Source organism: Flintibacter muris (assembly GCF_943192995.1).
GTDB lineage: Bacteria > Bacillota > Clostridia > Oscillospirales > Oscillospiraceae > Lawsonibacter > Lawsonibacter muris.
Genome location: NZ_CALPCP010000004.1, coordinates 117363 through 138816 on the forward strand (window position 1 = coordinate 117363; position 21454 = coordinate 138816).

Annotated in this window: 33 protein-coding genes; 7 read left to right on the plus strand and 26 right to left on the minus strand. The window is 52.5% G+C overall.

Going from position 1 to position 21454, the window contains the following annotated elements; all coding sequences use genetic code 11:
• Nucleotides 1–9: 9 nt before the first annotated feature.
• The 7 genes from NFS22_RS05830 to NFS22_RS05860 all read left to right on the plus strand — a co-directional run bounded on the left by NFS22_RS05830 (nt 10) and on the right by NFS22_RS05860 (nt 4296).
• Nucleotides 10–831, plus strand: a complete 822-nt coding sequence (locus NFS22_RS05830; RefSeq protein WP_251316782.1) for a bifunctional 5,10-methylenetetrahydrofolate dehydrogenase/5,10-methenyltetrahydrofolate cyclohydrolase — start codon at nt 10–12, stop codon at nt 829–831.
• Nucleotides 828–1337 carry a dCTP deaminase/dUTPase family protein gene (locus tag NFS22_RS05835; RefSeq protein WP_251316783.1) on the plus strand — a complete coding sequence of 170 codons (510 nt, stop codon included), beginning with the start codon at nt 828–830 and terminating at the stop codon, nt 1335–1337. Before NFS22_RS05830 ends, NFS22_RS05835 begins: the two co-directional genes overlap by 4 nt.
• 11 nt (nt 1338–1348) lie before the next feature.
• Nucleotides 1349–1606: a hypothetical protein gene (locus tag NFS22_RS05840; protein ID WP_251316784.1), complete on the plus strand. Its 258-nt coding sequence runs from the start codon at nt 1349–1351 to the stop codon at nt 1604–1606.
• A 392-nt stretch (nt 1607–1998) separates the two neighbouring features.
• Entirely contained in the window at nt 1999–2268 is a 270-nt protein-coding gene (locus NFS22_RS05845; RefSeq protein WP_251316785.1) for a hypothetical protein, read from the plus strand.
• Nucleotides 2261–2701 carry a hypothetical protein gene (locus NFS22_RS05850; RefSeq protein WP_251316786.1) on the plus strand — a complete coding sequence of 147 codons (441 nt, stop codon included), beginning with the start codon at nt 2261–2263 and terminating at the stop codon, nt 2699–2701. Before NFS22_RS05845 ends, NFS22_RS05850 begins: the two co-directional genes overlap by 8 nt.
• Nucleotides 2702–2713: 12 nt before the next feature.
• The gene (locus NFS22_RS05855; RefSeq protein ID WP_251316787.1) at nt 2714–2932 is read left to right on the plus strand and encodes an excisionase; all 219 of its coding nucleotides are present in this window, start codon (nt 2714–2716) and stop codon (nt 2930–2932) included.
• Between the two features lie 92 nt (nt 2933–3024).
• A complete protein-coding gene (locus NFS22_RS05860; protein ID WP_251316788.1) occupies nt 3025–4296 on the plus strand; it encodes an integrase DNA-binding domain-containing protein in 1272 nt (423 codons plus the stop codon).
• Nucleotides 4297–4569: 273 nt separating this feature from the next.
• Here the strand turns inward: NFS22_RS05860 and NFS22_RS05865 are convergent, their stop codons facing one another.
• The 26 genes from NFS22_RS05865 to NFS22_RS05985 form a co-directional block, all read right to left on the minus strand.
• Nucleotides 4570–5253, minus strand: coding sequence for a prokaryotic E2 ligase family D protein (locus NFS22_RS05865; protein WP_251316789.1), 684 nt, complete (start codon nt 5251–5253; stop codon nt 4570–4572).
• Nucleotides 5253–5828: a hypothetical protein gene (locus tag NFS22_RS05870; protein ID WP_251316790.1), complete on the minus strand. Its 576-nt coding sequence runs from the start codon at nt 5826–5828 to the stop codon at nt 5253–5255. Before NFS22_RS05870 ends, NFS22_RS05865 begins: the two co-directional genes overlap by 1 nt.
• Nucleotides 5829–5837: 9 nt before the next feature.
• The gene (locus NFS22_RS05875; RefSeq protein WP_251316791.1) at nt 5838–6131 is read right to left on the minus strand and encodes a hypothetical protein; all 294 of its coding nucleotides are present in this window, start codon (nt 6129–6131) and stop codon (nt 5838–5840) included.
• On the minus strand, nt 6128–6679 hold the full coding sequence (locus NFS22_RS05880) for a hypothetical protein (RefSeq protein ID WP_251316792.1): 552 nt from the start codon (nt 6677–6679) through the stop codon (nt 6128–6130). Before NFS22_RS05880 ends, NFS22_RS05875 begins: the two co-directional genes overlap by 4 nt.
• Before the next feature lie 11 nt (nt 6680–6690).
• Nucleotides 6691–6975, minus strand: coding sequence for a hypothetical protein (locus NFS22_RS05885; RefSeq protein WP_160572570.1), 285 nt, complete (start codon nt 6973–6975; stop codon nt 6691–6693).
• Nucleotides 6976–6986: 11 nt separating this feature from the next.
• A complete protein-coding gene (locus NFS22_RS05890) occupies nt 6987–8384 on the minus strand; it encodes a DUF6094 domain-containing protein (protein ID WP_251316793.1) in 1398 nt (465 codons plus the stop codon).
• Entirely contained in the window at nt 8368–8820 is a 453-nt protein-coding gene (locus NFS22_RS05895; protein ID WP_251316794.1) for a hypothetical protein, read from the minus strand. The genes NFS22_RS05890 and NFS22_RS05895 overlap by 17 nt, the downstream gene beginning before the upstream one ends.
• A 74-nt stretch (nt 8821–8894) precedes the next feature.
• Complete coding sequence (locus NFS22_RS05900; RefSeq protein WP_251316795.1) at nt 8895–9545, minus strand: hypothetical protein; 651 nt, start codon at nt 9543–9545, stop codon at nt 8895–8897.
• Nucleotides 9546–9559: 14 nt separating this feature from the next.
• On the minus strand, nt 9560–9769 hold the full coding sequence (locus NFS22_RS05905) for a ribonuclease P Rpr2/Rpp21/SNM1 subunit family protein (RefSeq protein ID WP_251316796.1): 210 nt from the start codon (nt 9767–9769) through the stop codon (nt 9560–9562).
• 12 nt (nt 9770–9781) lie between these two features.
• Nucleotides 9782–10876 carry a DNA polymerase III subunit beta gene (locus NFS22_RS05910; protein ID WP_251316797.1) on the minus strand — a complete coding sequence of 365 codons (1095 nt, stop codon included), beginning with the start codon at nt 10874–10876 and terminating at the stop codon, nt 9782–9784.
• Nucleotides 10873–11646, minus strand: a complete 774-nt coding sequence (locus NFS22_RS05915) for a ThiF family adenylyltransferase (RefSeq protein ID WP_251316798.1) — start codon at nt 11644–11646, stop codon at nt 10873–10875. The genes NFS22_RS05910 and NFS22_RS05915 overlap by 4 nt, the downstream gene beginning before the upstream one ends.
• Entirely contained in the window at nt 11643–13034 is a 1392-nt protein-coding gene (locus NFS22_RS05920; RefSeq protein WP_251316799.1) for a hypothetical protein, read from the minus strand. The genes NFS22_RS05915 and NFS22_RS05920 overlap by 4 nt, the downstream gene beginning before the upstream one ends.
• A gap of 281 nt (nt 13035–13315) precedes the next feature.
• Nucleotides 13316–13504, minus strand: a complete 189-nt coding sequence (locus NFS22_RS05925) for a hypothetical protein (RefSeq protein WP_251316800.1) — start codon at nt 13502–13504, stop codon at nt 13316–13318.
• A 47-nt stretch (nt 13505–13551) separates the two neighbouring features.
• Entirely contained in the window at nt 13552–13755 is a 204-nt protein-coding gene (locus NFS22_RS24035) for a DUF7695 domain-containing protein (protein WP_420908845.1), read from the minus strand.
• Nucleotides 13756–13815: 60 nt separating this feature from the next.
• On the minus strand, nt 13816–15396 hold the full coding sequence (locus tag NFS22_RS05930) for a vWA domain-containing protein (RefSeq protein WP_251316801.1): 1581 nt from the start codon (nt 15394–15396) through the stop codon (nt 13816–13818).
• Nucleotides 15397–15464: 68 nt separating this feature from the next.
• Nucleotides 15465–15779, minus strand: a complete 315-nt coding sequence (locus NFS22_RS05935; RefSeq protein WP_160572561.1) for a type II toxin-antitoxin system RelE/ParE family toxin — start codon at nt 15777–15779, stop codon at nt 15465–15467.
• Entirely contained in the window at nt 15780–16067 is a 288-nt protein-coding gene (locus tag NFS22_RS05940; RefSeq protein ID WP_251316802.1) for a type II toxin-antitoxin system RelB/DinJ family antitoxin, read from the minus strand. It abuts the gene before it with no gap.
• A 97-nt stretch (nt 16068–16164) separates the two neighbouring features.
• Nucleotides 16165–16587 carry a hypothetical protein gene (locus NFS22_RS05945; RefSeq protein WP_160572560.1) on the minus strand — a complete coding sequence of 141 codons (423 nt, stop codon included), beginning with the start codon at nt 16585–16587 and terminating at the stop codon, nt 16165–16167.
• A gap of 57 nt (nt 16588–16644) precedes the next feature.
• Nucleotides 16645–17103 carry a single-stranded DNA-binding protein gene (locus tag NFS22_RS05950; RefSeq protein ID WP_251316803.1) on the minus strand — a complete coding sequence of 153 codons (459 nt, stop codon included), beginning with the start codon at nt 17101–17103 and terminating at the stop codon, nt 16645–16647.
• A 22-nt stretch (nt 17104–17125) separates the two neighbouring features.
• A complete protein-coding gene (locus tag NFS22_RS05955; protein WP_160573358.1) occupies nt 17126–17644 on the minus strand; it encodes a hypothetical protein in 519 nt (172 codons plus the stop codon).
• A 57-nt stretch (nt 17645–17701) separates the two neighbouring features.
• Entirely contained in the window at nt 17702–19039 is a 1338-nt protein-coding gene (locus tag NFS22_RS05960) for an AAA family ATPase (protein WP_251316804.1), read from the minus strand.
• On the minus strand, nt 19029–19298 hold the full coding sequence (locus tag NFS22_RS05965; RefSeq protein WP_251316805.1) for a hypothetical protein: 270 nt from the start codon (nt 19296–19298) through the stop codon (nt 19029–19031). The genes NFS22_RS05960 and NFS22_RS05965 overlap by 11 nt, the downstream gene beginning before the upstream one ends.
• 54 nt (nt 19299–19352) lie before the next feature.
• Nucleotides 19353–19700, minus strand: coding sequence for a sigma factor (locus NFS22_RS05970; protein WP_160573352.1), 348 nt, complete (start codon nt 19698–19700; stop codon nt 19353–19355).
• A gap of 4 nt (nt 19701–19704) precedes the next feature.
• The gene (locus NFS22_RS05975) at nt 19705–19890 is read right to left on the minus strand and encodes a hypothetical protein (RefSeq protein ID WP_251316806.1); all 186 of its coding nucleotides are present in this window, start codon (nt 19888–19890) and stop codon (nt 19705–19707) included.
• Nucleotides 19887–20285 carry a zinc-finger-containing protein gene (locus NFS22_RS05980; RefSeq protein WP_251316807.1) on the minus strand — a complete coding sequence of 133 codons (399 nt, stop codon included), beginning with the start codon at nt 20283–20285 and terminating at the stop codon, nt 19887–19889. The genes NFS22_RS05975 and NFS22_RS05980 overlap by 4 nt, the downstream gene beginning before the upstream one ends.
• 13 nt (nt 20286–20298) lie before the next feature.
• The gene (locus NFS22_RS05985) at nt 20299–21441 is read right to left on the minus strand and encodes a DNA polymerase III subunit beta family protein (RefSeq protein WP_251316808.1); all 1143 of its coding nucleotides are present in this window, start codon (nt 21439–21441) and stop codon (nt 20299–20301) included.
• Nucleotides 21442–21454: the final 13 nt, after the last annotated feature.

The window sequence follows — 21454 nt, forward strand, 5'->3', positions numbered from 1 at the left end:
GAGGTGCTTATGGAATTTATTGATTGCAAAGCAATCGCACAAAAATGGAAAGATGAAATCAAATCGACTGGTGTAAACGCATGTTTATATGTAATTTCGGCTGGTGATGATCCTGCGTCAGCCGCATACATCAAGGGGAAATTAAAAGATGCTGAAGAAGTTGGTTTCAAGTGTATACATAAACATCTTGAAGCAAAAAATCGAGATCAACTGCTTATGAATCTAACATTTTTGCTAAACAATCTTCAATATGATTCACGTGTTGACGGAGTAATTGTTCAATTACCATTGCCATTTAGTATTACTTTTGGTGACATTAAAATGTGGTTGTCAAAAGAAAAAGATGTTGACGGGTTTTTATCTGATTCTATTTTTGATCCATGTACACCAGATGGAATTGTACAACTGCTAAAAGAAATCAATGTGGATATTGATGGCAAACTGTGTGTTATTGCTGGCAGAAGCGATATTGTGGGCAAGCCACTTGCAGAAATAATGATCCGTGAAAATGCAACAGTTGCTCTTTGTCATTCTCATACTCCAAGTAAACTTTTATATCAACTGGCACAAAAAGCAGACATTTTTGTTAGTGCTGTTGGTCAGAAAGATTTCATAGATAGCTCCAAATTCAAAACTGGAGCAGTTGTAATTGATGTTGGTATTAATCGAACAGAACAAGGAATGTGTGGTGATATAACTATCAATCCAAATTCTAATGACATTCTTATTACACCAGTCCCCGGAGGGGTTGGCCTGTTGACACGTGCAATGCTTATGAAACACTTGCTGGTGGCTTACCAAAAATATCATACAGGGAGGCAAACACGATGAATAAATTTGAACTTATTTCTAAAGCGGAATATGACAAGGTAGTAACTGAAGAATTTAGAGCTGAAAATGGGGTCCTTAATTACCAGCCTTATTCACATCTGCAAACACCAAAACGAGCAACAAAGGGGAGTGCTGGATATGATTTCTTTTCTCCTATTTCTTTCAAATTATACCCTGGGCAGACAATTAAGGTTCCCACCTGTATGACATGCAGCTTAAATCGAGGAAACGTCCTTATGCTGTTTCCCCGTAGTAGTTACGGATTCAAATATAGGATGCAGCTTGATAATACCGTTGGCATTGTAGATCAGGACTACTATAACAATGAGAGTAATGAGGGACATATCTTCATTAAAATCACTAATGATAGCAAGTCTGGTAAGACATTGGAAGTTAATGCTGGAGTGCCTTTTGCTCAAGGAATTATCTTGGCTTATGCAATCACTGATGATGATGATGTAGTTGCTACACGTACTGGCGGCATTGGAAGTACATCAAATAACTAATTGAGGGTTTTATGAAATTTATCAAGAATTTACCGTGGGACGCAATTACAGCTTTCATAATTGTTCCCGTTGTAGGCATTTGCTTGATATGTTGGCATTCGGCATGGGAACATGACTATTTTGGTGATGGCTCATGCCATGCCTGTCAAACTGGACACTACGAACTATTTGATATTGAACATACAAGACATGGCGGCGAACTTTATTACTATCGCTGTAATGAATGCCTTGACATTGAAAGATACGAAAATTATCAGGGAGGAAAATGAGTGGCAAAAAATTCCTTTAGTTATATAACTGAAATATATTCATCTAATTGCCTATTTGAAGCAATCAAAGCAAAAATAAAAAATCCGTCTAACGTCACTATTTATTTTTGTAAACCAAGGATTACAGAGAATGGAAATTTCCAATGGTTACATTTTATGTGGTCGGATCAAAACTATGGTTATGATTTCTCAGACAATGAAGAAACTGAATTGCCGTGGTATCGTACATTCTGGTACAAAGGACGTATTAGACAGTTCAAGAAAAGTTTTGTAAGACGATATTCTGATTATCGAAATAAAAGGAGGTAGTCACAATGAAAATGAATCACAAATTCTATATATGACTCATTGGTGTTATCGTTGGCATAAATATCTGTTGGCAATTACTTGAAGTGTTGATCTACGGCGAAATTCAGCAAAGAATTGTTGATAATATTGTTGGTTTTCTTTGGACTGGAGCAATATGCTTTGCGTATAAGTTCAAAGAACTTGAATTAAAACGGATGCTAAAGAAATATGACAAAGTTCATATTAATGCAGAATGGTGGTTGAGAAAACCTGTTCCTCCAGAAACTTATACTGGAGGATATGCAAGTGATCGTATTTGGCTGCAATCCGAATGTGAACTTGGATGTAAAAAAGGAAGTGATGTAGATGAATGACATGATTGAAATTATTGGTGGGGATAATATTAGATTAGCCTTTGCAGAATTAAATATCAATGCCAAATTTACATATAAAAGCAACCATCTTCCTTTTCCTGTAGAAGTATGGGAGATTTCAATAGATGATTTTAAAATTCTTTGTGACTATCCTGATGAAAAATGGAAAGACGAATGGGGTTGGTGGCGGCAAGGCCATTGTATTTATCATGGCAATATTTATAATTATTATGCCGTAAATGGCAAAATGATGTATGGATATGAACCAAATCGAGAAGAAAATTACAAAACAAAACCATATCTTGATTTTTATAAATATCTACTTGACGTTCATCATGTAAGCACATTCTATAATTTCTGCTATTTTGCATTTAGCCTTGCGGACGATAACAAAATGAAAGTTTCTGAATTTCTCAAAGAATATCAACCTTGATAGGAGGTGCAAATGGGATTAGAATATGGCTCTACAGCAAAAATTCCATTTTGGGAACAATATCTTTTGTCAATAAACGAAGCAGCCGAATATTTCAATATTGGCAAAGATAAAATTCGCAAAATCATTACAGAAAACAAAGATGCAGATTTTGTTTTATGGAATGGAACAAGAGCGCAAATTAAACGTAAGAAATTTGAAAACTACATTGATAGATTGAATGTATTATAAATACTTGCTTCTGAAAACTCGATGTGGTACAATTAAAACGCCACATCGAGTTTTCTTTTTTCAGAATTGAAAGGAGTGTGTAATGTCTTAAAATGTCTGAAAAAAGAAAAGACAATAAAGGCCGAATTTTAAGAAACGGCGAAACACAACGCTCCGATGGAATGTATATGTATCGCTATAATGACGCTGGCGGTGTTCGGCGTACAATTTATAGTTGGCGACTTGTTGAAACTGATAAAATTCCTCCACGCAAAAAATCTTGTGAGCCATTAAGAGAACTTGAAAAGCAATTAGAACGTGACACAGATGATGGCATACAATCTTTCATTGCTGCAAAGAAAACTGTAAATGACTTTTATGAAAAGTATATGAGCATGAAGAAAGAATTAAAACCATCAACTCGTTCAACGTATGCCAGTACGTATAATAAATACGTGAGAGATGAATTCGGATTAAGACCTATTGGATCAGTTAAATACAGTGATATTAAAAAGTTTTACCTGTCAATGTACTTTGATAGTGGTTTAAAACCTAATACAATCCATGCTGTTAATACGATCCTGCATCCAATCTTCACTCTTGCTGTACGTGATGGGTATATCAGATCAAACCCGGCCTATCAAGTATATGCTGAACTAAAAAAGCAAAATGCTTGGGGGCAAGAAAAACGTCATGCTCTTACAGAACAGCAACAATCAGCTTTTGTTGATTATATCCGAAATTCAAAAAAGTATCGAAAATGGCTCAATATGTTTACCTTATTTTTAGGCACTGGTTGCCGGGTAGGAGAAGTTGTTGGCTTGCGCTGGGAAGATTGTGACTTTACAGAAAATATCATTTCCATTAATCACAATCTGGTTTATTGCAAAGCTGATGACGATAAGAAATTTAGGTATTATATTTCTACCCCTAAAACCAAAGCGGGTGAACGTATTATTCCTATGCTGAAAGAAGTACGCAAAGCGTTACTGGAGGAACGCATTAGTCAAATGCAAACTGGCTTTAATCAAACTGTCATTGATGGTTATTCAGGTTTCATTTTTCAAAATCGCAATGGCGGTATGCGTAAGCCAACAGAAATCAACAAGGTCATTAACAGGATTATCGCTGACTACAATGCTGAAGAAACCGAACAGGCAAAAAAGAAAAAGCGAGAACCTATTCTGCTCCCGCATTTCTCTGTCCATAATTTACGGCACACTTTCTGTACCAGATTTTGTGAGAATGAAACTAACCTTAAAATCATTCAAGAAATCATGGGACACGCTAACATTTCTACGACAATGGACGTTTACAATGAGGCCACGCAGGAGCAAAAGAAAACAAGTTTCGCTAATCTGGAGGGCAAGATTATGATTGGTTGACACAGCAAAATCTTACACCAATTTCTACACCACTTCACCACAACATTCACGCCAGTATACGCCAATTATTTATCTATGGTTATGAAAAAGCTGTTAAAATGCGATGTTCACGCCAGTATACGCCAGTTATAGAATAAAGTTATTTAATCCTGAAGATAGTATACCTTATTTTCCGGCATAGCAACAGTACTATGTCTATTTTCTGTACCCATTTTTTCAATTTTGAATAATATCCACTTGTCAAAGTCCAATGCCAGAGTTTCGCTGGCAGGATCAATCAGAATTCCGAGAGATCATAAAATCTTTTAAGGTTTTCCCATCCTTCACCAGAACGTCAGTGTAGTAGTGAGCGGGCGTCTTGTTCTTCATCTGCTCCAGCAGGTCACGGAATCCGGCATGGAGCCGGTTGTTTTGATCGGAATAGAGATCATCGTTGTTGGGCATTCGCAAAATGTACGCCGCCAGGGTGTGGAGCCGGGCCGGGTCCTTGTAGACCGGCAGGGCGTTGTTGCCCAGGCAGATGCTTTGATTTCCATGTACGTTGGAAAAGGGATACCGGTAGGTTGGGGTATCCTGCGTCAGCCGCTCATCCTTGACCACGCACAGACAGGCTTCTGTTACCTTGTGCTCATGCAGCAGATATTTGAAGCGAAATACCAGCCGGGGGATAGGAAAATGGGGGTACTCCGTCCCAAAATAGGAGAAGTCCGCATACAGTTCCGGATACCGGATGTAGTAATAGGCCCATTTCTTCTCCAGCACCACGGCGATACAGCCCTCGGGCAGCAGGCCGGTGGGATGGCTCTCATCGTCCACCCGGCTGGTCAGGATGCAGTCGGAAAGTGACTGCGGGGAGATGTTCTTTCGGGTAATCACGCCCTTCTTGCTGTGTTGCTCCACCTCGACCTCCGCCTGGTCCGTGTTGATGCGGATGATCATGTTGTAATCTTTGGGCATTACGCCGCCTCCTTCCATTGCGCCGCTGTCACTACGGACAGGGGGATGATCCTGGTCTCCTGGTTTAATTCCGCTTCCAGCTTCTGGTTGAGCGACAGAAGGGTGTAGCGAATTTCCAAAAGTCCTTCCGGAACAGCCTCATGGCTGTAAAATTCTTCGCCTGTGAACAGAAGGATGCACTTGCGCCCGTGCTCCGCGAGGGACAGACGCCAGTCATAACCATAACTGTAGCTGTCAAAACGGAAGTTTTCACGGATGGTTTGTTCAATGGTACTTCGGTACGGGTTTTTTTCCTCAGTAATCCCTTTGTCCCGCTCATATTCCTGGCACAACCGGCAAAACCGGTCAATGATCGGGTCGGTAAACAGCCAGGTGTCAACATCTTTTCTCTCATTGTAGTAGTGGGCGGTATTCTGAAAGATCCATTCCGAGGCTTCCAACCCCAGCGCATAGCAGCTATCTTCATCTAACGCCCATAGTCCAATATCATTTTTCGCTTTATCTGGTACATCACTGTCAAAAAATATTTTTGCCAGACGGAGTACCGAAAAAAATGTGTGACTCAATTCCTGCATAACAGCACCTCAGCAAAATGTACGGGACTTTTTGGCTTCCGGTGGCAGATTCTGGACAGTTTTTGCAAGTTGCTCCAGCTTATAGCCAGCCTGTGCAAGTTCATCATGATATTCCGCAAGCGGTTCAATATCTTCCACATCGAAAGCGCTGTAGTCGATGTCCCGCAGCAGAATAGACTCGCCATTCATGCAGGGCAGGAGAATTTTTTCCAGCAGATATGGGTTCACGCCCTCTGTGGGGATCGGCGGCTCATCCTTTGTCTGAGAAAACCGCATAGACAGCAGCTTCAAATCCAGTTTCATGGCGTATCCTCCTCCAGCTCCAGCGTAACCGCGCACAGGGCGTAGTCGCCAGGGCAGGCAGATACGGCCTTCTCCTGTTCCGGAGAGAGGACCGCCCGTTTCTGCTCCAAGTAGTAGAGTCCGCAGTCCGGCAGGAATGCTCCTTCCATCACGGCCAGGTGCCAGATGGAGTGAGCTTGAAGCGCTTCATTGCTCCCGTCAGCTGTGACGTGGCAGACCAAGGCCTTCCCGATTCGCTCCGTCTGGTCTAAATTGATATTGTTCAGCATCCCCATCGAGTGATAAGCGATGGCTTCCTCCTGCTTCTTCTTCGCCTGGTGGAATACGTTGAGAAAGGCCACCGGGTCCTCCCATCCCAGCACAACGCTGTAGGGGGCTGAAATGTCCTGTCCCCAGGGCTGGCTGGCCGGATAAAAGCGGGAATAAAAATTCCCCAGATCAGGAAGCAGCAGCTGGGTGACTGCGGCCCACGCCTGTTTGCGGGTCTGCTCTGTGTTTTGGGGCAGCCATTTTCTCGGTACAATGACCGCCAGATAGTTGAATTTCATAGCAATCTCCTTTAATAATCCTCCGGCAGCAGCACAGTTGTGGCCGACCGGTCCCATTCGGTGATGATCCAGAATTTGACGCCGTCCTTGCTGTGGTAGACGGAAAGCAGGCGCTCGCCGCCCTTCACCGCTCTGTCGTTGGCCCACTTGTCCTGCGGGCACACATCGCCCCAGTCGCAGTTCTGGTGTCTCTGGAGGGCGGCGAAAATTTCTGCCTTTGGGACTACCTTCAGCACATGGGGTGTCGCTACTGTCTGTCCCAGGGCAAAGGGGACAGAAATCGTTGGAAATTTCATACTCTCCTCCTTTAGGTCAGTGCCCGGAACCCATGCGGGGTCAGGACGTTGAAAATCATTTTGTTGGAAATGGTCTCGTGGATCTCGGAGCCGATATGTTTCCCGTTGGAGGCGTACCGTTCCTCACTCTCCATCCGGGTCACCTTGATGATCCGGCCCTTGATGATATGGGGCGTGTCGCACTGGATCAGCCCGTTTATCATCCCTGAGCCGCCGATCAGGCCGATCTGGCTGATGGACAGGGGCAAAAGCGGACGCTTCACTCCCTTGTCCAGTTCGCTGCGGGCCATAAGCTGGGCGAAGCTGTCACAATGACGCAGCTGCCGCTCCAGTTCTTTCTCGTTGAACCTCTCGCCTTTGAAGGTCTTCACCCCCAGCGGATGGGCCGGGAGGGGATACTGGCCCTCTGGAAGCTCCGTCAGGCTGGGAATTTTGGCGGGGTCAACGGTGTACTTCTCCAGCCACAAGGCATTCTCCGGCACGTCCGCCCGGCGCTTGCGCAGGCCCATGACGGCGATCTGCTTGAATTTCTTAAACTCGCCGTCGGTGAACCGCCAGACGGTCAGTCCCTCAAAGTTGTCCGCCAGCACCCGGCAGATGTCCGGGGTAAGCCGGTAGTAGGGAATAACATAGACCAGCAGGCCGCCGTACATCAGGTGAGGAAGGCTCTCGATCAGGAACCGCTTCTCATGCCGGGCCCGACTGCCGCTCTCATTGAGGACGGACAGATAGGGCGGGTTGAGGAACAGCAGATGGAACGCCTCCTGGCTGATCTGGCTGAAAAAGAAGCTGCCGAAGCCCACCCGATGCAGGCGGGTCTGGGCCTCCTCAGCCCGGCTCTCGTCCAGCTCTACCCCGTAGGCATAGCAGTGATTCCCTTGAGCGAGCTGCCGCAGGGCTTTCCCGCAGCCGCAGCAGGGGTCAAACAGATTGGTGGTCACCTCCTCCGGGAACTGGATGCCCCGCAGAATGAGGGAGATGTTATCCGGGTCGGTGGGGTAGTAGCCCAGCCTGACATTGTTCATCAGCCGGCCAATTACCGCCGCGTTGGCGGTCCCATCCACGGGGAATTTCTTGATGAAGTCCTGGATGGCATCGTAGACGGGGCGGTAGACATTGCTCATCAGGTCAAACCGAAGCAGGCCCGCCTGGAGCATAGCCGCCGTCTTGGCGTTTTGGTACTCCTCCGCCTCCATCAAAAAGAGGCGGGCCTTTCCGATGGCCTCGGCCAGCTTGCGCCGGACGGCTTGCAGCAGGGAGAAATTGTCCCGGGCGGCGGCCAGGTCGGTGTCCTTGTACTTCTCCACCCTGGCTCGCTGGATTACCATGCTCTGCGTCAAATCAGCGATGGAGCTTTGCAGGGATTTCAGCTCCTCCACCGCGTAGCACCGCTCAGGCTGCCCGCTCATAGGCGTTCCCCTCCTTCCGGAGCGTGCGGAACTCATTCAGCAGTCTGCTGTAGGACATAGTTTTCAGCGCGTCCCGGGGCAAAAAGCGGTTGCTCCCGCCGGAGTAGTCCTTGATGTGCTTGACCTCGCGGTAAATCACCAATTCCTCAAACCCAAAGCTGGACTGACCGATCATGATGTAGATGCCGCTGTTGTTCCACATTCCGATCAGGGTCGTCTCGCCGGAGACGGCAATGCCGCCGGGATTGGCGGAAACCTTGTACTCCCGGAGGCCCAAATTCTTGGCCAGAGCCCGCAGAAATGCCTTCCCGGTGTTCAAAAACACCTTTTTGTCCCCGTTGGGGCCGCCTTCCCGCTCGCCCCAGATGTAGCTGAGGTCGTGGCTGAGCAAATCGGCCAGCTTGCGCATATTCTTTTCCTGGGATTGTACCGACATTTTGATGCCCTCCTTCAAAAATTGAGAGCGCAAGGACATAAAAATCCCTTGCGCTCCATATTTCTCAGCGGCAGCTACGCCGCAGGTCTGATATCCGTTCCACTACCCGTCCCAAAAACAGGGGCGTTCTCCTCTGGGGTGCCGGGGATGATTTTCAGTGTGTAGCCGCTCTCTCTGGCTAACTTGAACATACCAACGAAACGGTTCAGCTCCTCATCTACAGATTCATCATCCTTTTGTTCCTCGACAGGCTCGAAGTCCGCATCCATGGCCTTCGACTTCTGCGGCCGGGCGGTCAGGGAAGTCCAGAAGGAGCGCAGGGCCGAGGCCAGCAGCAGCCGGAACAGGCTCCGCTTCCTGGGCTTCAGGTGGATGACATCATCGGCCTTCACCTCGTCAATCTCACTGAGGGCCACGGTGAGCTTCCCAGTCGCCACAAAGGCGGAGGACAGAAAACAGGACACCGCCGCGCTCTCAAAGGCGAACAGCTCCGGGGTCTGCACCCGCTTGGCGATCAGCCGCTGGCAGGTCACGCTGGCGGCCTCCAGGTCGTCCACCCGGATATCATCGGCGGACACGGTGCCGGCGGTGATCATGCCGCCTCCGCTGATGGTCTTGGCCTTGATGCCATAAGCCACCTTCAGACAGCCCTTGACCACCAGGCGGTCAGTCTCCAAAGTTTCATAGCTCACGGTCTCCCCCTTGGGGATGTAGACAGTTTTCATAGTGATACACTCCTTCACGTTTCTCTCGGCGGTACCGGGCGGCCATCGCCCAGCCGCACATCCTGGTGGCTGTCAAACACTTCCCGATAGACCTCTTTTCCGGTCGCTCCGCAGTCCTGACAGGTCCAGTCTACCGAGCCATTCTTGCTGGAAACGGCATTTTCCCCGTAGATCAGGGGCCCGCCGCAGACGGGGCACACACCTGCAATGTCCTTAAATTCCATACCGCCCTCCGCTCACGCCGCCGCGGCCTGTTTCATCCGGACAGGCAGGACCATAGCGAAGTCGCTGCGGCCCTCGGCCTCCAGAATGATTGGCGCCACAGGGTTGATGACCTTCAACTTCACCTGGGGCTCCCCCCGGAACTGCCGGAGGGCGTCGATCATGTAGCGCAGTTCAAAGCCGAAGTCGATACTGCTCTCCCCGTCGATCTGAATCTGCGTGCAATAACCTCCGCTGGGCGTTAACATTGACAGCTTGCCGCCGGAAAAACGGACGCAGGCGCTGCCTATGCTGCGGGTCAGATTTTTCAGATAGTCCAGTTCTCTCAAGAACTCTTCGGGCCAGACGCAGAACTCCTCCTTAAATTCCTTGGGAACGGCGCCGTCCACATTGAACACAAACGGTCCTCCGATCCGGGTCTGAAGCTCTGTTGTACCATCCGTTACCTGGAGATACCACTCACCCACGCTGGCAGTCACTTCCTGATTGCCGAACATTTTCAGGTATTTCAGTGCTTCAGGCAGGACCATAAATGGCTGACGGACAGCCAGACCTTCATCCACATCCCAGGCCAGCCGGTAGCCGTCCACGGCGAACACCTTGTTGCCATCGAACTGCACATGGGTGCGCTGGGCCTCCAGCTTATCATCGGGTTTTCTCAGTGCGTATTTGACATGCTCCACCCGCTCCAGCAGCCGGGCGGCGTTGACTGTGTAGGTGTGCCGCGTCTGTTCCTCCCGCATAGCGGGGTAGTCCTCGGGCAGGAAGGCGTCCATCTGCGCGGCCCGGGGGCCGCAAGACATGGTGAGCTGGATACAGCGGGTTTTATGATTGCTTTTTTCCTCCGCCTCCAAAATCAACTCACCCTCAAAGTGGCCACAGGCCCGGGCGGCGTCCTTGGGACGCTGAAACACGAAGCTCAGATCATCGCCTCGGGCGGGAATCGTCGTGGTCAGCCAGGTGGTAAAGTCGGTGGCAGTCAGGGTACAGCGGTCATTGCTGATGCTCACCAGCACGCCCTCCAATTCGGGGATGGACGCCGGCTTGATCACCTTGATTACCTTGTTCAGTGCCTGGGAAAATTCCTTCGCGTCTACGGTTGCTCTCATGCGGTTTTCCTCCTTTTCGATTTTTGAATCTCCGGCCGCACATTAATGGTATTGGTGGAGAATGTCACTTTCCGCACCGTACTCTCACCCACGGCCAGAATGTTGTAGATCATGTCCACCACAGCGGTGGCGGCGGTGATGTTGGCCGCCATACTCTGGGGAGCCGACACCGACGCCTCGGCGCAGGACAGCTCCGTGGGAAACTTATCCGTCTCTTCCAGTACGTCCGGGTAGACCACACCGATGGGCGGGTAGTAGGTTCTACCACTCCGCCGTACACCGCAGACTACCTGGCCGGTGTACTCCCCGTTGCCGCTGTCAATGTAGATCAGCTCCTTTGCCTGGGTGAACACTCTGTGGCACAGCTGCCGGGACTTGTTGTTGTCCACAGCTCCCAGCAGGATGACCATCTCCTCCACAATTTCCTCGCGGTACGAATTGGGCCGTCTCTGCCGGAACCGCATGGGTATCAGCAGGTCGTTCAGGCGGTCCTCATCCTCCACGAAATCGGGGACGTACTCCGTCTCCATGCCGAACACGGAGGAGTACCGCTCCGCCAGGACCTGGGCCTTGTTCTCTCCCAGGTCGGCGGGAGTAAAGTTTTGCCGCACCAGGTTTTTCTGCTCCACCACGTCGCCGTCGCAGATGATATACCGCACCGGACGGTCCAGCGAGTACAGCAGCCGGTACAGATGGGGCGCAATGTGGCCCCCTGTGCCGCCGGCGCCCAGCTGAACGATCTTCACAGGGCGGGTCTGGGAGAATCTCATAACTCACCCTCCAAAAATGTCCCAGATAACAGAACTTCGCGCAGCCGAGCTTTGGCATCCTTTATGGCTCTTGTTTCCCCGGTTTTGACGTTATCCCGCCATTCCCGGGGAAACACCTCGCCCAGACCTTCAAAAACCAGGGCGGGGTCCAACTCGCAGTAGGTGCCGCCGCAGGACATCCGCACCGTGATCTCCGGGAAAAACCGGTCCAACCGGCCCAACACGGTATACAGCCGGGTGGCCCGCTCATCCTGGTCGTCCACAGGAGAGAATTTCGCCGCCATGCTGTTGTGGCTGTGGATGTCCATGTAGTGGAGATACCGCGTTTCATCCAGACCATCCCGGCTCAGATCGGCGTTGACCCTGGCCTTGGAGACCTCCTGGGGCGGGATGCGGACCACATACTCCTCCGACTCCTTATCCCAGAGGATGTGGGCCAGGGCCTCAAACTCCGCTGTCTCATTCATGTAGCAGCGAAAGAAGGAGATGATCTGGCTCAGCAGGGAGGCGGGAATCAGGGGGAGGGCCGGGGTGAACCCGGCCCTGATGCGTGAAAACTCCACCACATTGTCTTTGGGGGCGACGAACTCGCCCAGCTCGGTCTTGCGCAGCTCGTAGACCCTGCCGTCCCCAGAGGGAAGCAGGCAGATGGTTTTGTCCGACGCCCTGGCCTCCTCCAGAGAGGTAAACGTCCCTTTGTAGTCGGCGATGCCTTTGCTCTGGGCGGTGACTCGGGGCTTCACCAGGCAGTCCGGGCTCTTGTCCTTGGACTTTTTCAGGCCATCCAGGAACGCCTTGGAACGCTCGATCTCCTCCTTGACGGACTGGATGGTGGCGCCCTTAGGGTCGGTGATGGCCTTGGTCACCTTGCCGTACTCCACCGACCAGGATACTCGCTTGCCCTCGCCCAGCTCGGGAAAATCGTCCGACTTGGCGATGCGCAGCTCCTCGAAGGTCATAGCGCCATCGGTGATCTCATCCCTGGCGCTGCCGTAGGAGAAGATGGGGGCCTTCTCAAAGAGGGATTTGGCCGCTGTCTGAGCCGCCTGGGTTTCCTGCTTGTCAATGGCCGCCGCGATGGGGTTGGCCGGCTCGCTGGCAGGCGAGGGGTTCTGTGTTTTGGCCTGGGGAACAGGCTGGGGCTTGGGTGCGGGCTCCGGCTGAGGCGCGGGGGCCACGGGGGCCGCAACCGGCTCTGCCGGTGCCGCAGGAGCTTCCGGCTTGGGCTGTTCCGGGGGAGCGGCAGGGGTTTCCGTCCGCGCCGCCGGAAGGTCAAAGGGATTGACGTCATCTGTGGGAGCGCCGCCGCCAAAGATGGCGCTGACGTCCAGTTCTTCGCTGTCCTTCATGCCGGAGAACGGGAATCCGCTGTTGATAGGCTCACTCATAATGCTGGCTCCTTTCAATTTTTGAACAAAAAAAGACCACAACCACCCCAAAAGGCAACTGTGATCTTCTTGTTCGTCTATTTACTTCCAGGTCGATTCGGTTTGGTGCGTTAGGGCATACTACGCCCCTGGCCGCGTTCCATTCCTCCCTCACTTACTCCGCCCTAAACTTACTCCGCCCTGAAATACACTCTTATTTTAGCATTGTGAAAAGAAGCTGTATAGTTGAGGTTTTCTCAACTAAAAAAGCGGCGGTCCGAAGGCCGCCGCTGAGATATAAATTATGTTCTGTTTCTTCCACGCTCAAAACGGGCTTGCCAGGTCTTTACGGTTTGAGACTTCAAGAAATCCACCAGGCTGTCCAGCTTCTGATCGCTGTCAAACTGTTCCAGTGCGTTATAGTACGCCCTCCGGTCCTCCGCGTGGATAATGACGGGCGGATGGTCCAGCAGAAGCAGCAGATAGTTCATCAGCAGCCGCCCGGTCCGGCCATTGCCGTCACAACTCTGGACAAAAGTCAAATGCTATTTTCGGCATCTTCCAGAATACTTAATTCTGTGAAATCGTCCCTTGAATGGGTGAAACCTCGCCTTAAATAGTCCAAACCACCATCAACACTACAACAGCCACATTTGCAAGTAACGAAATCATGCCTATAGGTGGATTCAATAATATCCCCACACAAGTTACATTGTATGACGTTCTTGACAATCTTTTGCATGTTACCACCTCATAAAAAGTTTAGCATATTTCTCCCTCGCTCGCAAGGCGTCAGACAAATTCAAACCCGCTTTGTCACCAGTTCCCGCACAATATCATCTCCCAGCAGCTGGCTGGTGCGGTAGATGTCCTGGCAGAACGCCTTCAGGCTGAAATCCATGTTGGGTTCATCCTTGTCCAGCAAAATGCCGGTTACCTTGAAACGGTGGGCTGTCTGCTCCTGTTTCAGTTCATCCAGGCATTCCTGGGGCAGCTCGCATTCGCCGTCTGTGATAAACACAATATCAGCGTTTTCAAAGCCTTCCTCCTTCATCAGCCGCATGGCCTCCACCATAGGTGTCTGGAAGTCGGTGCCGCCATTGAGAAAAGTCTCGGCGGCGGACAGTTTGTCCCCCATGGTGTACTCGCCCGGCCGGAACAAGTCGGTCTTGAACTCGCCGCTGCTGGCAAAATGGATCAGCGCAAAGCCGCGGCCGCTGCCGGCGGCGATCTCCAACAGGGTCAGGGCCACGGCCTTGCCCCATGCGGCGGGGTCGCCGGCGGTGGAGATAGACTCATCCAGGCAGCAGATGATGTCCCCCATGCCTTTATAAATGGGCTCCCGCCGCTGGTACTGCTTGATCTGCTTGCGCTGATACTTTTGCAGGAACAGAGGAACCGTTTTCGACGAGGCCAGCATGGCCAGCTCCGAGGTAAGGGCCCGGGAGATGTTGCAGCCCAGCTCCAGGGAATACTTTTCGCCTCGGCCATAGGCGTAGCCGTTGCGCTTGCCCTGGGCGAATATCTCACGGAACCGGCCCAAATATTTGGAAATGTCCTTCAGTACGTCGCTTTTCCGTACCAGGTCCAGCAGACCGGTGTTGACCTTGTTCTTCTCCAGTTTGCCCGGTTCATCGCTCCAGGCCCCGATGATGTTCCGCACTTCCTCAGCCTTTTCCACCGCGGCGCTGACAGCCTGGGCAACGCTGGCGGTCAAATCGTCCTTGTTTTTAGCGGCTTTGGCGTCGATCATCTTGCCTACGGCCTCCACCTGACGTTGCTTACTGTCCGCCCGGTTGGCGGCCTCCACCACGGACTGCTCCAGCTGTGGGTCGCGCTCCTTACACCGCTGCATCCGCTCCAGCAGGCCGGCCAGGTCCCGTTGAGCCTGTTCCTCACCCTTTTCCAGCTTCTCCAGGGTGTTCAGGGCGTTATTCTCGCCGCCCAGGTCTGAAAGAAGGCCGTCCAGCTCCCCGGCAGTCCGGGCGATAAATTCCGACGCTGCCTCATAGGCGGGCAGCTCCCGGCCCTCGCAGATGGCTTTCAGCGTGGGAAAGTCCTCGCTCTGGGTGATACGCTCCAAAATGGGGGCGTTAAACTTTCGGGCCGCCACGGACAGGGTGCTTTCATCGTTGCGCCGGGGCAGCAGGGAGTAGAAGGACTGGAACACGTCCCGGGACAATGCCGGGAACGAGGCCAACTTCTCTGCGGCAGTCTGTTCAACCTGGTCCAGGCTGCCATCGTCTGCTCGCAGGTCGGTGTAAATGCTGTCCTCCAATTTTGTGGAGCGCAGCACCCGGTCGGTGGTGTTGATCTCCGATGGAGCAACAACATTCGCCAACGGAGAATTGAGGACCGCGTTGATTGTCCGAAATTTTTTCATATAGTACCTCCCAAAAAACAATAGAAGCAGCACAATTCTGTACTGCTTCGATCCGTTTTTATTCACTTTTACAGAAAGTCGAGGGAATCCGTATCTTGCCGGCAATCTAGGATCGCGTCGATGTAGGCCTCATTTGTTCCTACCTCGTACAAGATCTTATACCGGCCATAAAACAGACATTTTCGATATGTTTCAGCGGGAAGCGGCGGTTCCTCCTCATAGGCCCCTGACAAAGGGAATGAGGAAATTTGCCGTTTTGCCTCTTTGAATGATGCTAAAAACCTTCTGGCCGCCGGAACACTCACATTGGAAAGAAAGCGCATATGCTCCAGCAGCATCATCTCGGCTTTCGGCGATACAACGACTTTGTATCTTTTTGGCATTTACCCCTCTGCTCCTTCCAGGATACGTTCCATTTCCGCAATCACTTGATCGGCATCCTGTCCCACAGAACCGTTTGCCCGGGCCTGTCTGGCCTCCAGCGCATCGGCATAGGTATTTGCCGCCGGTGTCAGAGACAAAGAAAGGGGCACCCGTTTTTCTCGGGCAATCTGCTTCAGCAGCAGTCGAATCGTTGTGGCCATATTCAGCCCCAGAGCATCTAAAACCTGTTCAGCCGCTTGCTTTTCGGCGGCATCCACACGGACATGAACGAAAGAATCACTCGCCATTATGATCACCTCGACTCTAGTATATCCGGTTGTGTTCCTGTTGTCAACACAATTGGAACATACCCTGATATATCGACCGTAGGGTCAGCCCTTTTTCCTAATCGTTTGTAAATGCGTTCAGATACATATTGTAGTCCCGCCACCGGGTAATCAGGCGCACCCAGAAGTTGCAGTATTTACCCTCCAAATAGAAGTTGTACTCCTGATCTTCAGTGGGATGCACACGCGCCTCCGGGTGAGCATGGCAAAACTGCACCAGGGTATCAAAATCTGCCAAAGCGTTGCGCGCAGTTAGAGCGTCATAGACCTGGTCAATTTCCGCAGAAATTTCCTGGGTTACCAGGTCCTGATGGCAGGGCCACACAGTATTCCACCAGCGGTGACCATCGTGGTCGGCGCGGATATGTCCGATTTTTCTGCGGGGAACGCTGATGAAAGAACCCTCCGGCTTCTCTGTGTCTTGAAACACTTCCGGAAAAGAACATTCTGTCTTTAACTGGTCAAGAATGGTTTTCGGCATCAATTATCCTCCTCGTTTCGGTTCGGCGGGAGGGCTATCCCCTCCCGCCGCTGATACTTAAAACGGCAGAGTGCCGTCATCCGCAGGCTCCCCAAAATTCGGAGCAAAGCCGCCTGGCAGACCGCCAAAGGGATCACCGCCAGCCGCCTCCACGGGACCGCCAGTGCTGGCCGGGGGCTCCTGGCCCTCCTTGGCCTTGGAGTCGCCGAAGTAGACGCTGTCCGCGACGATCTCAGCGGAGCGGCGCTTGTTGCCCTCCTTGTCCGTCCAGTCCCGCATCTGCAAGCGGCCAGAGACCACCGCCATGCGGCCCTGAGAAAAATACTTGCTCACAAATTCCCCGGTGGTACGCCAGGCCACAATGTCGAGGAAGTCGGTGGGCCGTTCGCCGGTGGCCTTGTCCTTATAGTCCCGGTCGCAGGCAATGGAAAAGCTGGCAACCGGAGTACCGCTCTGGGTGCGGCGAAGCTCCGGGTCGCGGGTCAGGCGGCCCATAACAGTGATGTGATTCAACATAATAGTCTTTCTCCTTTTGTTTTTATTTCTGTGCTATGGAAGGATCAAAGGTTGGTGCAGGTACAAACCTTGACCAACTCAAGCAGTAAAAGAAGTAGGGGTGCAGGCCATCGTCGATCTCAACGACTTCTCCCAGGGAGATATCGGCTTCCATCAGGAAATCATCCAGGTCTCCGTGGCTTACCCGCTCATAAAATGTCCTGGCATTGATGCCCAGGGACGTTTCAAGCCGCAGCTTGTAGCGAGAGGGTGACGGATAAATGTACTGGTCGTGTTTGTGGTCAAAGTTCCTGCTAGTAAGGAAGTCCAAATCCCTGCTCTGTTCATCGGCGAAACCATAGACCCGGCACACCGGCGGCGAAATACGTTTGGGGCACCATTTGGGCGCTTTGATTTTGGGATCGGAAGCCCAAAACCGCCTGGGAGCCCTCTTTTTCGGAAACCCTCCGCAATAACGGGTGCCCAGGACGCTGTTGCCCGCATACTGCAAGTGCTGGCAGCTTCCACATCCAGGTTCCGGGAAGGAATACTTTTTTGCCATCTTATCACGCTCCACGTTTTATCAGTTCCGGCCCCCGAGAGGGCCGGACAGTCTGCTTTACTGCAAGGCGGCCAACTGATCCAGCGGCGTGTAGGTAAAGCCCACCGCCTCATGGGCCTGACGGCTGATGCTCTCCAGGTCGGTCAGAAGTCCGTCCGTCATCTGACGCTCGCTGTCGGACTGGGCTTCACCTGCCAGCTTCTGCTGGTCGCCGTACAGACGGATCAGCTCACCCCGCAGCTTGATCAGGGCCTTGCTGCCCACCTGCTCCTTGGCTGCGTCAAATTCTTCCTTGGCCTCCGCCGCCATGCCCCGGATGTTGTTCACCTTGTCCTGCATGGGGTTGATACACATACGGTTCAGCTCCGACTCCACCACGGCCCGCTCCCCCGGTTTCTGCCAGAGGTAGTTCTTCAGCGCAAGCAGATCCTGGGGCTCCACCTGAGTGTGGCCGGACAGCCACGCCCTGGCCTGGGCGATGGGGTAGTAGTTGAGGTACTTGCGGTCGGACACAGTGATCTCGTTCCTGCGCAGCTGGCACAGGATGTCGTCGGCCAGCTCGTTAATGGCCTCCGGAACCGGAAGATTTGCAGCTTCCTCCTGCATCTGCTTCAACTCATCCAGAGTGACGGAGGCAGCAATTTGTCCGGTGCGGCCAGCCTGCTTGTCCCGCAGGACGGCAAGCCGCTTGTCCCGATTCTCGATGTTCGCCGTCACCACCTTCAATTCCAGGCGGTCGTACAGAGCCTCCAGAATTTTCTCCTGGGGGTCGCTGAAATTGGGCACTTCATTTGACGCCGCAAAGAAAGAGATGGTGGGGATGGGGTATGTACGGCCCTCATTGGTGTACTTGCGCTCATTCAGTGCAGTGAGCAGCGAATTGAGTACCCCGTCGTTGCATTTAAAAATTTCATCCAGAAAGCAGATGTCCGCCTCGGGAATTTTGCCGGCGGTATTGACCTGGGGATCGCCGCCATAGAGCTCACCTAAAGCCTTGCGCTGGCGCTCCATCTGCTCAGGCAGGTCGCCAACATCCCCGCCGCTAGTAAGACGGGCTTCCAACCGGCCATACATATCCTGGTACTGGGGGTTCTTCTCCAGCACATCCCTGGGTACGCTGCCGGGAATCAGACTGGACAGGTCAATGCGCCCAAAGAGCTGTTCCTCATCGGTCTGCTTGGACAGCAGCCGTTCAAACTGCCTCGCTCCGGTGATCCGGTTGCGGAAGGCATTGATGGCGTAGCTCTTGGCCTGGCCCGGGGCGCCCAGAATAAACAGGTTTTTCCCGGTCAGCAGGGCAATGGCGATCATTTCCACCAGCTCCTCCCGCTCGGCCACCTGGGCGTTGACATCGGCAATCACGGCCAACATCTGGTCTCTCAAATTACTCGGCATAGAGATCAATTCCTCCTTCAAATTGTTCTGACATGTATTCCTTATAGCATTCAGCACAGACGATATTGTGCAGCGGCTGATAGCCCACCGCCTTCAGCAGCGCCGCGAACAGCAGCGCATCCCGTTCCGATGGAAATGGGTACACATCCATGTCACAGCCGCCCAGGCAGCAGAAGCTGGTCACAGCTTCCCAGCCAGGGACGGATTCTGACCGACGCACCGAAAGCCGGGAAGCTTTCCGGAGTTCTTCATTGGACATCTGAAGAATCCTGACTATGGCATCTCGCCGTGTTTTGCTATCCATAGTTCTGTCTCACGCCACGACCAGCAGGCTGTCGTCATCCCGGAAATCGTCCAGGGAGATCACCGCGCCCCGCAGGTCACGGGGAGCGGCGGTAAAGCCGTACCGGCGGCGGCTGTCCTTGCAGTTGAGCATCTCATACTGGAGCTGGCACATGATGTGCTGGTCCAAATTGCCCTTTTCGGGGTCGAAGTTCTCCACGCACTGGATCAGGCGGATGGCCAGGTCCTGGTACACATCGTCGTAGTCCAAATGGGCGGCCCGCATCAGAGCAGCGTTCCGCTGAATGATCTTGCCGATCCAGTGCAGGTTTTCCTCCACGATACGGTTGCGCTCAGCGATAGAATAGTTGTTTTTCATAATGTTATCCTTTCTGTATTTGGGGGGTCCAGAAGCGGCAATAGCCCTGGCCCCAGTCTTTCATGAGTTCATCATGGGTATAGTTTGGCGAGTTGTACTCCGGACTGCGGCACTTTTGCCGCAGGTGGAAGTGCTCACACTCCATGTAGGCGTGCAGACAGTTGCTGCAATTCTTTTCACTTTCGCTCAAGCGACTGCCCCCTTGTTCCATTCTTTTTCACACAGGTCAATGACCTGCTGGCACTGATCCATCTCAAAGCCGCCGATGTGGGCGTCTTTTTCGGACAATCGCATCTGACCGGCCAGCCACTTGTAGGCTTGGGTCCGGCTCATCCCGCTGCTCTGCCAGAAGTGATCAAAGACCTGGTGGGTCTCCCGCCGCTTGAGCCGCAGCACCTCATTGGCCACGTTGCCCAGGGGACGGTTGGTCCCCTTATGGCAGCCTACCCGAGCGTTGCAGTTCTGGCAGAGGTAGATGTTCTCACCAGCCAGCCCAAGCCGGTCGGTGGAAGCACCATAAATCTTCCGGGCAGGCGCCAGCCGAATCACACCCCCGCAGTAACGGCAGATGGTGGGAATTTTCATCTGTGTCCACCCCCTACGCCGCTTTCTTCCCGGCAGCCGGTTTCTTGGCCTCTTTTTGGGGAACGGACTGTGGCGCTCCAGGCCGCACACCGGCCTGCATGTAGAAGGCGTGCTCGGTATCCAGCGTCAGCATCCCGCCGGCGGCGATCCCCAAAGCAGCCGTCCCGGACAGGGACCGCAGGCAGTTGTTCAGCCGCTTGGTGAGATACCAATATTCCCCCTGGGGCATTCCGGTCAGCGGGGCCACTGTAACAGCGTTCTGGGCACTGCCGTGAACGCCGCCGCACCGGAAGGACAGCGTCATGCCCTCAAAGGATAACTGCACCTTCCCATCAGGCTCCACACAGGACACATTGTCCAGAGCCCTGCGCAGCTCCGCCACATCGGTGAGTACGGTAAACTGATTTTTGAGGGAACTGGTCAGAAAGTCCGTGTCAATGTACTTCTCCTGAATCAGCCGGGCGGAGAACAGAAATCCCTCCCGGACGAAAACAATATTTTTGCCGTTAACACCCGCTCTAAATTCATCCTTATCTTCACACATCTGGGCCAGGCGGCTCAGAGAAGGTGCGGGGATCAGAACGCTGAACTCGCCGGTGCTCTTGCTGTCCCCTCTGGCTGTGACCACGCAGGTTCCGTCACTGCCGGCGGCCCGGAGGCCGTCCTGGGTGACCCGGAACTGAACGCATTTCAGCATGGGCTTCTCGTTGTTCTCGTCGGCGGCAAAAACCGTCCGCTTTGCCATGGAGGGGATGCCGCTGATCCGGACCAGATTGGTCACAGCGGGGATTTCCACTTTGGGGTAACTGCGCCCCTCCCATACGGACACGTTGTATTTGGCGTCGCCGCTCCAAACAGCCAGCCGGCTGTCTCCGGGCATTCGCCGCAGTTCCACGGTGTCGCCGGGCAGCTTCTCCAGCATTCCGGCCAGCAGCCTGGCGTCGATGGCCAGGGCATCGTCCTCCGGGGCGGCGCAGGCCAGCTTCTGCTTCAGGGTGACCTCCAGATTTGTGGCGGTGAGAACGAGCGATTTTCTGGCAGCGCTCACCTCCACGAGCACGCCTTTCAGCGCTTCCAGGGGCGAGTTTGCCGGGGCGACCGCCGCCGCACGCTTGACAGCGTGCAGCAGTTCGGTCCGATTCATGGTAATGTTCAAAGATATTCCTCCT